Origin of the sequence: Microcystis wesenbergii NRERC-220 (assembly GCF_032027425.1) — a bacterium.
Taxonomy (GTDB): Bacteria; Cyanobacteriota; Cyanobacteriia; order Cyanobacteriales; family Microcystaceae; genus Microcystis; species Microcystis wesenbergii_A.
Genome location: NZ_JAVSJA010000001.1, coordinates 4,293,239 through 4,307,613 on the forward strand (window position 1 = coordinate 4,293,239; position 14,375 = coordinate 4,307,613).

Consider the following 14,375-nt stretch of genomic DNA (forward strand, 5'->3'; position numbering starts at 1 on the left):
ACTGAGCATCGCGGCGGTTCGACAAGCGGTTCGGACCTCGGCATGAGACTTCGGCGTGAGCTTTTGTCGAACGCTCGGTCGAACGCTGATCTCACCGTCGAAGCCTCACCGTCCGCTCGACTGAGCTTCGCCGAACGTCCGAACGTCGCGCACGAAGTGGTCTCCCCATACCTTTGAAACAGGATTTAGTATTACCGGTAACAGCAGCTACCCAGTTTTTTTTGGTATTTGTTATGCTGATTGTTAACAATTTGTAATCTTTGGGAAAGTTCCTCAATACTGCATGGTCGTTTCTGCTACAATTCCCCCCCTGGCTCAAGATACCCTCGCCCTGAAAGCGGTGTGGGCAAATATTGGCTATGATAGTTGTCCCCACCATTACAATTTCCATCTTCACACCCATTGTTCCGATGGTCAAATGAGTCCCCAAGACTTGATGAGGCAAGCGTTAGATATCGGACTAAAAGGATTAGCAATTACCGATCATCACTCGATCAAAGGTTATCAGCAAGCCCAAATTTGGCTAGAAAATCAGCATTTAAAGGGTTCTCTACCCCATCTATGGACAGGGGTAGAAATTACGGCGAATCTCTTAGAGACAGAAGTGCATATTCTTGGCTATGGTTTCGATCCCGCTCATACCGTCTTGACTCCCTATCTGCAAAGAGCCAAACCAGAAGGGGATTTCGCTTTGGCCTCTAGAGTCATTAACAGTTTACAGCAAGCGGGGGCTTTAGTGGTTCTGGCTCATCCCTTTCGTTACCATCGCCCCGCGGCCGATTTAGTGGCGGCGGCGGTAGAATTGGGTATTGATGGTATTGAGGCCTTTTATGCCTACGGCAATCCCAAACCCTGGCTACCGAGTCAACGGGAAACCGAACAAGCTCTCGCTCTTAGTCGTCAATATCAATTATTCGCCACCTGTAGCACCGATTCCCACGGTAAATCTTTATTACAGCGCATTTAGCCTGATCCCGGGATTAACTGTAAAATACCTAAATTGACTAAACTCGATCCCTGTTCGATCGAGTCTTGGTTTTTTATGCCCGTTGATCAGTGATCAGTAACCAGTGAAAGAGCCTAAATTTATTGAAAATTGAAAACCTAAACCTGATAACTTAAAACTTAAACCTGATCACTGATAACTGATAACTGATAACTGATAACTGATAACTGAATAACCCCCTGAATGAAAGATTTATTCCTTTACACTTGCTGGTTAATTCCCATTTATGGCTTAATTGGTTCGATTTTAACCCTACCTTGGTCTTTAGGCATTATTAGTCGCACCGGTCCGCGGCCGGCGGCTTATATTAACCTATTGATGACCGTCTTAGGGTTAATACACGGAACGATCGCTTTTAATCAAATTTGGCATCGAGAGACGATTAAACTAGCTTTTGAATGGGTAAAAGTGGCCGATCTTAGTTTATCCCTTTCGATCGAACTTTCTCCCGTCAGTTTAGGGACGCTGGAAGTGATTACCCTCATCAGTCTCTTGGCCCAAATCTATGCCCTTGGCTACATGGAAAAGGATTGGTCTTTGGCGAGATTTTATGGCTTAATGGGCTTTTTTGAGGCAGCTTTAGGGGGAATTGCCCTGAGTGACTCCCTACTATTCAGTTACGCTTTCCTAGAGATGTTAACGGTCTCTACCTATCTCCTCGTCGGTTTTTGGTATGCCCAACCTTTGGTAGTAACCGCGGCGCGAGATGCCTTTTTAACCAAGCGCGTCGGCGATATTATTTTATTGATGGGTTTGGTGGCCCTGTCCAGTTACGGAGAAGGATTGAGTTTTTCTCAGTTAGAAAATTGGGCAGTAAATAACCCTGTAGGACCTCTAACGGCGACTTTGTTAGGATTAGCCCTTATTGCCGGTCCAACGGGTAAATGCGCCCAATTTCCCCTGAATTTGTGGCTAGATGAGGCGATGGAGGGACCAAATCCAGCCGGAATCATGCGGAATTCGATCGTGGTTTCGGCGGGGGCCTATGTTTTAATTAAGCTGCAGCCAGTGTTTACCCTATCTCCGATCGCTGCTGATGTTTTAATAGTTTTGGGGACAATGACGGCAATTGGGACTTCTCTGATGGCCCTGTCCCAAATTGATATTAAACGGGTTTTGTGCCACTCCACCAGTGCCTATCTCGGTTTAGTCTTTGTGGCGGTGGGATTAGGTCATGTGGATATCGCTTTACTAATTTTATTCTCCCATGCGGTCGCAAAAGCTTTATTGTTTATGAGCGCAGGAGCATTAATTCTCACCACCAGTAACCAAAATATCACGGAAATGGGGGGAATTTGGGCAAGAATGCCGGCTACAACCATGGCTTTTTTAGGAGGTTCCGCGGGGATGACGGTTTTAATGCCCCTAGGGATGTTTTGGACGTTAAAACGGTGGTTAAGTGGCGAATGGGCGATTCCTTGGTGGTTATTAGCGGTTTTAATCTTTGTTAATTGTCTTAGCATCGTCAATCTTACTCGGGTCTTTCGTTTAGTCTTTTTGGGACAAACCCAAAGTAAAACCCATCGCACCCCGGAAGTGGCTTGGCCGATGGCTTTGCCCATGGTAGCATTGATTTTAATCGTTTTATTAGCCCCGATTATTCCCCTACGTTGGGATTTTTGGCTATCTTTCACCAATCCTCTCCTTAATAACCAGAGTTTCACTATTGTCTGGGGTTTTCCCTTACTGATAGCCTCTGGGGTAATTGCCCTAGTTATCGGCTCAATGGTAGAGTTAAGACGAGCTTGGGCGAGACCAACTGGGTTAATCCTGCGATTCCTGCAAGATTTGTTCGCTTATGACTTCTATCTCGATCGCATCTATCAGTTTACCGTGGTTTTAGCGGTGGGAAGCTTGTCAAAAATTACCGCTTGGCTCGATCGTTATATTATTGATGGTCTGGTTAATTTAGTCAGTTTAGCGACGATTTTTAGCGGCAGTGCCTTAAAGTATAATGTTTCTGGTCAATCACAATTTTATGTCTTGACTATTCTATTCGGAATAGGGGGATTAATTTGGCTCTTATTAAACGGTCAATGGTCACTGATAACTGATTATTGGTCATCCCTGTTAACTCATTGAACCTCTGTGTATCGGTCCCTAGTCTCGCGGGTGCGGACTAGGGGAGGGCAAAAATCTCCACACTTCGACACGGCTCAGTGACCTCTCGGTCTATTTGTGTTATAATGGGTTGGTCAAAAATGCTGGTGTAGCTCAGTGGTAGAGCAGCTGATTTGTAATCAGCCGGTCGCGGGTTCAAATCCCATCACCAGCTTGTGGGAAAACTAACTGTTTTCATTCCCTACAAGGCTTTATGGCTAAGCTAAGACGCATTTTAACTGCCTATCCTTAGATTAGCTGAATTTCCCCCACCCCCCCCACCCCCCCCCGACATCGCTATCCATTAGTCACATCTTTCTTAACATAAAATTTGACAAACAGAGAAAAGTGTGCAAGATGGCTCAAGGGGGCGTTGCTGAATTAAGCTATGAATCAGTAAGGAATAGGCACTTCTTGAAACTTCAGATAATGAATTAATAAACGAATAGAGTATCCTAACATTTCTGTAGACTTAGAATAGCAGAGTGTTTGGCGATGCAATCGGGCTAGATAATGTCTTAAACGTGTGTTCTCACCCTCTACTCTGGTCATATAAGTCTTACTAATTATATGGTCGCCCTCTGCTATAAAACATGGATAAACTGACCATCCATCACTCACATAAAAATAGCATCCCCAAGACTTAACTAATTCCCATAATGGGCGAAACGTTTCGCTACTATGGTCTCCGATTACCCAACCTAAAATTCCTTTTTTAAAGTGGTCAACGGCTGTCCACACCCAGATTTTGTTTTTTTTGAGCCAACAAAGGTTTCCAATTCATCCAGTTCCCCTACTTCAGGAATTGTTTCTGGGTCATAGGCGACTGGCAATAATTCTCCCACAGATTTTACCCAATTAATTACGGTCGTATGATGAACTCCCTTTAGCCTTTCTATTCCTCTAAATCCCATCCCATTAACATAGGCAGTTAGGCATTCTCGCTTCGTTTTTTCGTCATAGCCTTTCTGTTTTTCATAGTTATCAATAAATTGACGGCCACAGGTTACACAAATAGGATTTTGTTTACCTTGTTTATTGATGCCATTTTTACGGATATGGGTAGATTTACATTCAGGGCATTGCATTTTGATTTCCTCCATTCATATCTCTATTATGCAACGCCAAGGGAGTTCTATGGGGGACTAATTTGATGAGATAGTTTCCAAGTCTGGCTGATATCATGTAACCTTCGCAGTCCCAACCAAATAGTTTTAACACCAGGTTCACCGTTGACCCTGAGAGAAGCCGAAGGGGCACCTTTTCTACCTAAAAACCCCCCAAGAGAAGCAATCATTCTGACCGCTTCTCGAAAGGAGGGCGGCTTTTCAGGTGGCGGACTCTTTTTATGAATAGTGGCACACAAAGATTGCCATTCATGTTCTTCCAAAAAACTTTCACAACTCTCCTCTCCGTGTAAGCGTGCTTGATAGGTTAACCAGAGTAATCTCCAAGCTACAATTGAATAGGTAGCTAAGGCCATCTCAATTCTCCTACCCCAGAAGTGTTGAACGTTGAGAAAAGTCAGAAAAAAAATGCTATTATAGATAGAATCTAGACAACTTATTCCCCTCACAATAGGGAGTTTGCCCTGATGACGAATTTTTCAAAACTCATAAAAGAGCTTCTCAAACCACTGCCTAAAAATGACTACCCCGCTTTAGATACTTTTACATTTTTGTCCTGTTGGATTGGTTTTGCTTTAGATAAAAGCATCGTCAGTATGAGGGACTTATGCAGTAGAATGGTACTTCAAGGAATTAATGTAAATTTATCCACATTTTCTAAGGCAAGCAAAATTAGAGAAACAAGTCCATTTGAGAAAGTCATTGTCGAATTAAATAAGCGTTTAGTTGCCAAAAAAGGAATAGAGAATGCGCGAGCTTTATTTCCTATTGACTCAACAATAATTAGCTTAACCAGTAAATTACTATGGTCCCAGGGATGGCATCAAGTAAAACTATTCTCTGGTCTTAATAGTATCACAACAGAGGTGGTCGGAATACTCATCCATTTTGGTCAAGGTCATGACTCAAAAGAAGGAGGAAAAACGATAGAAGCAATTCCTGTAAATGGAGTTGGAGCAATGGATAGAGGATTTGCGTCTAATCAAAGAATCACCGAATTATTAGAGAGTAGTGACAAGCATTTTGTCTTGAGAGTGAAAAATAATATTAGCCTAGAGATGCTCGAAAATGGCAAGTGTAAACTCGGAAAAGATAAAAGACAAATAGAAGTAAGAGTAGTCGCTTTTTGCGACCTAGAAAGTCAAACAGAATTTCGGCTGGCGACAGATTTACCTCTAGAAGGAGAAGGAGCAGTTAGTAATGAAGAAGTTGCCGAAATTTACATCCAAAGATGGCAAATAGAACTGCTGTGGAAATTTTTAAAAATGCATCTAAAGTTGGATAATCTAATCACTAAAAACGAGAACGGAATCCGCCTACAGATCTATAGTTGCATTATCGCTTATCTGATTCTACAGCTAATAGATATTGAAGAAGGATTTGGGAAAAGCTTATTAGACAAACTGCGCTATTTACAGAGTTTCATGTGTCAACATATTAGCTATGTACACTGGTTCCGGAGGATTGTCTATTCAATTTAAAATTTGATGTTATAGGGGTATTATGCTTGTCAATGTAAAGTTTTATTACAGGATTCAACGTTTCTGCTCCTACCCGTTTCTAATTGCAGTTTTTCTAATCCACCACCACTTTTTAAAACAAAATGATAGCGTTCTATCAACCAGCGATAACTATACCAGCGCACACAGGTTATCGCCAATTCAAAGCTACTAATGTCCAGGCTAGTTAAGAGGAGCCAACTGATAGGATTAACTCCGGGATGCGGATTTTCTTCTTCGGCTAAAATTACCTGTAATTTGACAGGTTGACGAGGGTTCGCCTTGGGGTGATGGCTAGGTACTTGTATTTCAAAACTGGCAAATCTAACTGTTAGTTTAGCTAGTCTAGCCTCGTGATTAGGATTGCGTTTTACTTGCACATCTAGGGTACCACAGGCTTTTATTTCTCTGATGGATTGATGTAAATATTTAGGCTCTGGATGCCCTGACCTTTGCTTGTCTTCGAGATAGTTAACTTTTCGGTTATGAGTTCCTCGGATTAATAAATGAGAGTTAGGACTTCTTGATTGGGCAAATAAATCAAATATGTCTGCTTCACAATCTCCGATTGTTACTACTTGAATTTCTTCGGGTATTTGTTGTTGTGTTTCTGACCAAGAATCTAACCATCTTTGACTTTCTTTTTCTTGGGTTTCTCTTTTTTTGCGTTGCTTGGCCATCCTGACAGGGGGACAAGCAAGCTGAAAAGCTTATGTAGCATAAAATACAGACACAGACTCCCAAAAAAGATCAGTCATATTTACCATATATGACCTAAATAGCGAAAATGATAAGTGAACTATACCAGAAAGTGTTAGAAAATGAACTGGGACGAGCCAGATATCTACTGTTGTTAATGATAGTTGGAACCTGGCAAATACTAAAGCAAGCTAAGTTAGAGATATTAGCTGAAGCCTTACCAATACCAATCCTGTTTGAGAGTCGGAGAAAAAAACTAAAAAGATTTTTAAAGCTGGAAATTCTGAATATTGAAAAAATCTGGTTTCTCTGCCTAAAAGAGATGTTAAAACAGCAGCAGAGATTCACAACAAAAGGATTAGCGTATATTGCTATAGACCGGACAAGTTGGGGAGCAATAAATATCTTGATGGTGAGTCTAATTTATGACAAGAGAGCCATCCCAATCTATGGGGAGATATTAGATAAAAAAGGAAGTAGTAATCTCGAAGAACAGCAGCGAGTATTAGAAAAAACATTGAGCGTGCTATCAGGTCATAAAATAGTGGTGTTAGGAGATAGAGAATTTTGCTCGGTCAGTCTTGGAAAGTGGCTTCAGAAGCAGAGTTTATACTTTTGCTTAAGACAAAAAAAAAGTACAAATGTCAAGACAAAAGAAGGAATTTATCAAGAAATGAGAGCCTTAGGTTTAAGTCCAGGAACTCAACTATTTTTAAATGATGTTAATCTTACAAAAGAGAAGGGATTTGGCGAGTTTAACTTAGCGGGTAAGTGGAAAAAAACTTATCGGGGTTTTCCAACAAAAGAGCCTTGGTATATTCTGACTAACTTTGGAGATTTAGAGACGGCAATAATGGCCTATCAAAAAAGATTTGATATTGAGGAGATGTTCCGAGATTTTAAGTCGGGAGGCTATAGCTTAGAAGGTTCTCAATTAGCACCGAAATACCTATCAAAGCTGATAATTGTTATAGCTATCGCCTATACAAGTGCCACACTACAAGGTAAAAAAATTAAGGATATGGGAATCCAAAAATATGTTACAAGACCTGAAAAAAGATATAAAGGTCAACGCAGACACAGCAGTTTTTATGTGGGTCAACAGGGAGCAAGTCAAAGCTGAAGAACAAATAAACTACTTGACAAAAGCATCAATTGGGTATGGGATAGAGAAAAGAGTGGGGAAAAGACAAAAATGACTCCAGAGCAACAACAAGAACTTAACCAACATATTCAAGCGATAGCCAAGATTCTTCATCAGGAAGCTGAGGCTGAAAAAATCCAAACTTTAGAGGGAATAGAGACGACAATAAGAGAACAGACCTTAAAATATATAACTCCGAAACTAGGATTTTTTTTTGTCACAAAAACGACAGGAACTCAAGCCGGGAGACCGAGAAAAATAAAAAGCATCATCGGAGAATTATGCCTGACAGAAAAACAAGCAATCCGTTTAAATATTCCTCGTAATAACCAAATTAGTCCTTACTTAGAACGCTGTTGTTTAAGAGCTAGTGCCAATGTTTCTTATGAAAATGCCGCCAGAGATCTTCAATTTTATACAGGGATGAAGGTCTCGGCTAGGACTCAACAACGATTAGTCCATCGCCACCAATTTGCCGAAGAAGAATCAGGAAACCCCGTTCAAGAAATTAGTCTAGATGGAGGAAAAGTGCGCTTAAGAACCGAAACTAAGGGAGAGGCTTGTATCTGGAAAGATTATAAAGCAATCTGTGTTGATACTTTCCTAAGAAAAGCTTGGTTTGGAGAGAATGAATCGTTAATATATTGGGTTAATCAACAACCTTTATCTGACCCCCTTACCTGTTTGGGAGACGGACATCCCGGTATTGGGAAAATTGTGAAAAACTGGGATTGTCCAGGAGAAAAAAGAGAAATACTTGACTGGTTTCCTCAAGGGGTGACAGAAAGGTTAAAGAGCTTGCTTGATAAGGCTCATAGCCGTTAACCCTTTGGAGAAATAAGGGTTTTTCTGGGGTTTGAGGCGTATCAAAGAAAGGGCAAGTTCCGAAAAAATATCCATCGACTCAACCCAAAAAGTACCATAAGTCCCTATCCAAAAATCACTATGTCTTTCAGCAGAACGATTAGATTCTTTGAGGCGACAAATATAAACACGGTGGGGTAAAATATTGAGTTGTTGACCCCGTATTGTATTTAAAGAATAGGCGATAGCAATTAATAAAACAAGAGCTAAAAAACGCGGTTCGCTAACTTTAGTTTTCTCGATATTATAACCTCCCGTTTTACAATCTTTGAACATTGCTTCAATGCCAAAACGAGATTCATATAAATTTAAAGTCTCATCCAAAGAGTCAAGATTAGTAAGAAGATACCAAGGAGCTTCGGCTTGTTTACTACGGTAGCGTCTTTTCCAGCGAGTGGCCAAATTAAAAGGGCCAAGTTTATGAGCAGATGTATGATAAATATCCGAAAAAAAATGCTGAGTCCCCGGTTGAATATCTAGAGCTTTTAGAGGTTGATAGTTTTCTTCACCTGATAATAGCAAAGATGTTCCCTTCTTTTGTCTCAGAATAAAGGCTATCCCCTTTTCGTCTAGCCACTTTCCTAGTTGAACACTGTGAAATTCTCGGTCGCCTATCACGACAACTGGGTAGGATTTCAAAAATTTTAATACCGGCTTGAGAAAGTTTTTTTGGTTCCCTAAATTACTGCTTCCTTGTTTATCTAACAATATCCAGTACACAGGTAACGCCCTTTTTCCACAAATAACACTAGCTACAAACAAATTTCTTCCTTTCCAATCTGTTCGGTCAATTACCAATAATAGATGTCCCAGATGCTTAAGTTTTTTCAGTTTTCTTCTTTGATGTCGATTTTTATTTTTTTCGCTAAACTCTTGCTTAATAATGTGTTTAATTAGCGGAAACCATAACAATTTTACACTTAATTGCGGTAACTTGAGAAACCTTTGTAAATTTCTTCTTCTGCTTTCAAAGGTAATTGGTTGGGGAAATAAGGCGGCCAATCTCTCCAATTGTACTGTTCTATGGCTTTGTAGGAGCAGTATAAGAATTTGTAGAGTCAGATATTGTGCTTGTGCTCAAGGGGTGACAAAGGGGTTCAAAGGTAATCAAGATAAAGACTCTAGCCAAATGAACCCAAAAGAAATAGAGTGGTTGAGACAACCACCCAAAATTTCAATATGTTACCATCATTCTATCAGGCCTGTTTACAAGCCAGCTTGACACAAGCACAATATCTGACTCTACAAATTCTTATACTGCTCCTACAAAGCCATAGAACAGTACAATTGGAGAGATTGGCCGCCTTATTTCCCCAACCAATTACCTTTGAAAGCAGAAGAAGAAATTTACAAAGGTTTCTCAAGTTACCGCAATTAAGTGTAAAATTGTTATGGTTTCCGCTAATTAAACACATTATTAAGCAAGAGTTTAGCGAAAAAAATAAAAATCGACATCAAAGAAGAAAACTGAAAAAACTTAAGCATCTGGGACATCTATTATTGGTAATTGACCGAACAGATTGGAAAGGAAGAAATTTGTTTGTAGCTAGTGTTATTTGTGGAAAAAGGGCGTTACCTGTGTACTGGATATTGTTAGATAAACAAGGAAGCAGTAATTTAGGGAACCAAAAAAACTTTCTCAAGCCGGTATTAAAATTTTTGAAATCCTACCCAGTTGTCGTGATAGGCGACCGAGAATTTCACAGTGTTCAACTAGGAAAGTGGCTAGACGAAAAGGGGATAGCCTTTATTCTGAGACAAAAGAAGGGAACATCTTTGCTATTATCAGGTGAAGAAAACTATCAACCTCTAAAAGCTCTAGATATTCAACCGGGGACTCAGCATTTTTTTTCGGATATTTATCATACATCTGCTCATAAACTTGGCCCTTTTAATTTGGCCACTCGCTGGAAAAGACGCTACCGTAGTAAACAAGCCGAAGCTCCTTGGTATCTTCTTACTAATCTTGACTCTTTGGATGAGACTTTAAATTTATATGAATCTCGTTTTGGCATTGAAGCAATGTTCAAAGATTGTAAAACGGGAGGTTATAATATCGAGAAAACTAAAGTTAGCGAACCGCGTTTTTTAGCTCTTGTTTTATTAATTGCTATCGCCTATTCTTTAAATACAATACGGGGTCAACAACTCAATATTTTACCCCACCGTGTTTATATTTGTCGCCTCAAAGAATCTAATCGTTCTGCTGAAAGACATAGTGATTTTTGGATAGGGACTTATGGTACTTTTTGGGTTGAGTCGATGGATATTTTTTCGGAACTTGCCCTTTCTTTGATACGCCTCAAACCCCAGAAAAACCCTTATTTCTCCAAAGGGTTAACGGCTATGAGCCTTATCAAGCAAGCTCTTTAACCTTTCTGTCACCCCTTGAGGTGCTTGTGTCAAGCTGGCTTGTAAACAGGCCTGATAGAATGATGGTAACATATTGAAATTTTGGGTGGTTGTCTCAACCACTCTATTTCTTTTGGGTTCATTTGGCTAGAGTCTTTATCTTGATTACCTTTGAACCCCTTTGTCACCCCTTGAGACTGGTTTCATTTGGTAGAAAATCTTCATAAAGTCGGCGGTTCAGTGAAGAGATTGAAAAAAGCAGAAAGTTTATTATGGCAGGGCAAAATTGAGGAAACAATAGCATTAATCTCTCCTTTAAAAAACGAACGAGCTGAAAATTTCTGTCGTTATTTAGAGATTCATCGTCATCGAATTGTTAATTATAATTACTATCAACAAGAAGAGATTTGCTCTATTGCTTCGGGAGCCGTTGAATCCACGGTTAAACAGATTGACCGACGACTGAAAATTTCTGGAGCCCAGTGGAATGAAGAAAATATCCCTCAAGTGCTTAAACACCGCTGTGCTTACCTAAATAACAGTCTTTAGCTATTGAATAGTATTTATGTTCTGACAAAACTGACTTGCTCCCGGGTCAACATCTCTATCATTGGCTCCAGCTACATCAAATGTTCCCAAAAAATATAGAAGAGCTAATGCAAATTAGCCGCTATCGGTTGAAGGATTACATCAAAGGACAAAGAGCGATATCGCTTGCCCTATCTACCTTCTAGCTCGCTTGTCCCCCTCTCAGGAACTGAGGTTAACCACGGCTAATTCTAATGTTGTCCCTTCCTTTTTTAGCTCCTTTTTGCTAAAACTTAACACTTCATCCAGACAATCAATTACTACCGTATCCCCTTCCATAAAAGCTTGTTCGAGAATTTTTGTGGCTAAAGGATTCTCTAACTCCCGTTGGATAGCACGTTTTAAAGGTCGCGCACCGTAGGTAGGATCGTAACCAACAGTAACGATATGATCTTCTGCTGCCGCAGTTAATTCTAGATTGATTTTTTGTTCTGCTAATAATCTTTCCAGACGCTGTAATTGCAGACGAACAATGTAACGCAATTCTTCTTTTTTGAGGGTATGGAAAATAATTAAATCGTCGATACGATTCAAAAATTCGGGACGAAAATGACTCCGCAAAGCTGTTAAAACCCGTTTCCGCATCTCCTCATAATCGGCATCTTCGGAAACATTTAAAATATGGTCACTGCCAATATTACTGGTCATGACGATAATCGTATTCCGAAAATCCACCACTCGCCCCTGAGAGTCGGTAATGCGCCCATCGTCAAGCACTTGTAATAAAATGTTAAAAACATCGCGATGGGCTTTCTCCACTTCATCCAATAAAACCACAGAATAGGGACGACGACGCACCGCTTCCGATAGTTGTCCCCCTTCCTCGTAACCCACATAACCCGGAGGCGCGCCGATTAACCGCGAAACCGCGTGTTTTTCCATGTATTCCGACATATCGATGCGAACCATGGCTTCCTCGGAGTCGAACAGTAACCCCGCCAAGGCCCGCGCTAACTCGGTTTTACCCACTCCTGTGGGTCCCATAAATAGGAATGAACCAATCGGACGCGAGGGATCTTTCATTCCCGCGCGTGCGCGTCGAATCGCCGCCGCTACTGCCGTGACCGCTTCATTTTGTCCGACAACTTTTTTCTGTAAATGAGACTCTAATTCTAATAATTTTTGTCGTTCCGATTCCATTAAACGATTGACTGGAATTCCCGTCCAACGGGCAACTATTTCGGCGATATCGGCATCGGTGACTTGTTGTCTTAACAGGGTTGCCCCGGCAACTTGAATCGTTTCTAGTTCTTTTTCTTTTACTTCTAATTCCCCCTGTAAAATTTCTAGTTTGCCATACTTTAATTGGGCCGCTTTATTGAGATCATAAGCTCGTTCGGCCTGTTCCACCTGTAGGCGCAATTGTTCTTCTTCCTCTCGTAACAATTTAATTTCCTCGGCGATATGTTTTTCCGTTTGCCATTGGTCAGCGAGAGGCTTTTGTTTACTTTCTAATTCCTCAATTTCTTCGATAATTCTTTCTAAACGCTCTTGAAAAGCTCGATCTTTTTTCTCCTCTTTTTCCAAAGAGAATTTTTCCATCTGTAACTGCATTAAGCGACGATCTATCATTTCCAAATCGGCGGGTTTAGTCGTACTTTCTACCTCTAATTTGGCCGCCGCTTCATCGACTAAATCGATCGCTTTATCCGGTAAAAAACGATCGCTAATATAACGATGGGATAGGGTAGCTGCTGCCACTAGGGCCGAATCGGTAATTGTCACCCCATGATGCACCTCATAACGTTCTTTTAAACCCCGGAGAATTGAGATAGTATCCTCCACGGAAGGTTCCTTAATATAAACCTGTTGAAAACGTCTTTCTAAAGCGGGGTCTTTTTCAATATGATTGCGATATTCATCTAAAGTTGTCGCCCCAATACAGCGCAATTCCCCCCGAGCTAACATAGGTTTTAATAGGTTGCCCGCATCCATCGATCCCCCTTCCCTAGAACCCGCACCGACAACGGTATGTAGTTCATCGATAAAGAGAATAATTCGCCCTTCTGATTGGGTCACTTCTTTCATGACTGACCGCAATCTTTCCTCAAATTCGCCTCGATATTTTGCCCCAGCGATTAAACTTCCCATATCGAGGGAAATTAACTGACGATTTTTCAAAGATTCGGGAACATCTCCGTTAACAATCCTTTGGGCCAATCCTTCAGCGATAGCGGTTTTTCCTACCCCCGGTTCACCGATTAAAACCGGGTTATTTTTCGACCGTCGCGAGAGGACTTGTACCACCCGTCGAATTTCTTCATCACGACCGATAACCGGGTCTAATTTGCCTTCTTTGGCCGCTGCTGTTAAATCCCGGCCATATTTATCTAAAGCCTCGTATTTTTCCTCTTGATTGGGTTCAGTAACCTTTTGAGTACCGCGAATCGCTTTGATGGCCAATTCTAAATCTTGGGGGTCAAGATTGAAAGTGCGTAAACATTTCCGGCCAACCCTTTCATCTTCGGCAAAACCGACGAGAAGATGTTCGACGGAGATAAATTTATCTTGCCAACTTTCCCGGGATGCTTCCGCGCGATCGAGTAACAGATCAAGACCACGACCTAGGTATAATTGATCGACGATGGCCACTTTCGGCTGTCGGTTGGTGAAGACTTCTAGCTGTTGTTGCAGTCGGGGAATTTCTATATTAGCTTTTTGTAAAATCCGGGTGGCTAGACCGTTATTCTGCTCTAGGAGGGCAATAATAACGTGTTCCACCTCTAAGGTCTGATTTTTAAAGCGTCGCGCAATTTCTTGCGATTTAACGATCGAATCCCAAGCTTGTTCGGTAAATTTATTCGAGTCTGTGGGTTGCATTCTGCACCAATGAGGAAAGCCAGTGTCAGAGGTATAGTATAGCAAGGAGTCTCGATCGATCACAAAGTTCCAGGCTCAACAAAGGATCTGACTTGAAAGAGGGTGTGGGGTGTAGGGTGTGGGGTGTAGGGTGTAGGGTGTAGGGTGTGGGGAGAATAAATAAAAAAGTCTCCTAT

General features: G+C 41.2%; 8 protein-coding genes, 1 tRNA gene and 4 pseudogenes. 8 read left to right on the top strand and 5 right to left on the bottom strand.

The window, feature by feature from the left end:
- Positions 1 to 283 precede the first annotated feature (283 nt).
- The 3 genes from RAM70_RS20770 (at position 284) to RAM70_RS20780 (ending at position 3,281) form a co-directional block, all read left to right on the top strand.
- Complete coding sequence (locus tag RAM70_RS20770; RefSeq protein WP_045358692.1) at positions 284 to 967, top strand: PHP domain-containing protein; 684 nt, start codon at positions 284 to 286, stop codon at positions 965 to 967.
- 222 nt (positions 968 to 1,189) lie between these two features.
- Positions 1,190 to 3,088, top strand: coding sequence for an NAD(P)H-quinone oxidoreductase subunit F (locus RAM70_RS20775; protein WP_045358693.1), 1,899 nt, complete (start codon positions 1,190 to 1,192; stop codon positions 3,086 to 3,088).
- 121 nt (positions 3,089 to 3,209) lie between these two features.
- A tRNA-Thr gene (locus RAM70_RS20780) sits at positions 3,210 to 3,281 on the top strand.
- A gap of 218 nt (positions 3,282 to 3,499) precedes the next feature.
- On the opposite strand, the gene RAM70_RS20785 is transcribed toward RAM70_RS20780, so the two are convergent.
- Both RAM70_RS20785 and RAM70_RS20790 read right to left on the bottom strand, forming a co-directional pair.
- Positions 3,500 to 4,194, bottom strand: a protein-coding gene (locus tag RAM70_RS20785) for an IS1 family transposase (protein WP_312675957.1) whose coding sequence is annotated in 2 segments (ribosomal slippage) — positions 3,500 to 3,852 and positions 3,852 to 4,194 — 696 coding nt in all. Because the reading frame shifts where the segments join, the coding sequence is not laid out codon by codon here.
- 47 nt (positions 4,195 to 4,241) lie between these two features.
- Positions 4,242 to 4,604, bottom strand: a pseudogene (locus tag RAM70_RS20790) (IS4 family transposase); the annotation flags it as partial.
- Between the two features lie 93 nt (positions 4,605 to 4,697).
- Here RAM70_RS20790 and RAM70_RS20795 point away from each other — a divergent pair.
- On the top strand, positions 4,698 to 5,714 hold the full coding sequence (locus RAM70_RS20795; RefSeq protein ID WP_288016859.1) for an IS4 family transposase: 1,017 nt from the start codon (positions 4,698 to 4,700) through the stop codon (positions 5,712 to 5,714).
- A gap of 68 nt (positions 5,715 to 5,782) precedes the next feature.
- On the opposite strand, the pseudogene RAM70_RS20800 reads toward RAM70_RS20795, so the two are convergent.
- Positions 5,783 to 6,412, bottom strand: a pseudogene (locus RAM70_RS20800) (IS4 family transposase); the annotation flags it as partial.
- Between the two features lie 131 nt (positions 6,413 to 6,543).
- On the opposite strand from RAM70_RS20800, the gene RAM70_RS20805 reads away from it, so the two are divergent.
- Both RAM70_RS20805 and RAM70_RS20810 read left to right on the top strand, forming a co-directional pair.
- Positions 6,544 to 7,554: an IS4 family transposase gene (locus RAM70_RS20805; RefSeq protein WP_312675424.1), complete on the top strand. Its 1,011-nt coding sequence runs from the start codon at positions 6,544 to 6,546 to the stop codon at positions 7,552 to 7,554.
- Positions 7,555 to 7,626: 72 nt separating this feature from the next.
- A pseudogene (locus RAM70_RS20810) lies at positions 7,627 to 8,343 on the top strand (ISKra4-like element ISMae42 family transposase); the annotation flags it as partial.
- A gap of 21 nt (positions 8,344 to 8,364) precedes the next feature.
- On the opposite strand, the gene RAM70_RS20815 reads toward RAM70_RS20810, so the two are convergent.
- Positions 8,365 to 9,501, bottom strand: coding sequence for an IS4 family transposase (locus RAM70_RS20815; RefSeq protein ID WP_312675958.1), 1,137 nt, complete (start codon positions 9,499 to 9,501; stop codon positions 8,365 to 8,367).
- A 117-nt stretch (positions 9,502 to 9,618) separates the two neighbouring features.
- Between RAM70_RS20815 and RAM70_RS20820 the strand changes: the two genes are divergently transcribed.
- On the top strand, positions 9,619 to 10,812 hold the full coding sequence (locus RAM70_RS20820) for an IS4 family transposase (RefSeq protein ID WP_045356150.1): 1,194 nt from the start codon (positions 9,619 to 9,621) through the stop codon (positions 10,810 to 10,812).
- Between the two features lie 174 nt (positions 10,813 to 10,986).
- A pseudogene (locus RAM70_RS20825) lies at positions 10,987 to 11,340 on the top strand (ISKra4 family transposase); the annotation flags it as partial.
- A 201-nt stretch (positions 11,341 to 11,541) separates the two neighbouring features.
- Here the strand turns inward: RAM70_RS20825 and clpB are convergent.
- Positions 11,542 to 14,199 (bottom strand): ATP-dependent chaperone ClpB, encoded by a 2,658-nt coding sequence (gene clpB / locus RAM70_RS20830; RefSeq protein WP_312675425.1) that lies wholly within the window; start codon positions 14,197 to 14,199, stop codon positions 11,542 to 11,544.
- Positions 14,200 to 14,375: the final 176 nt, after the last annotated feature.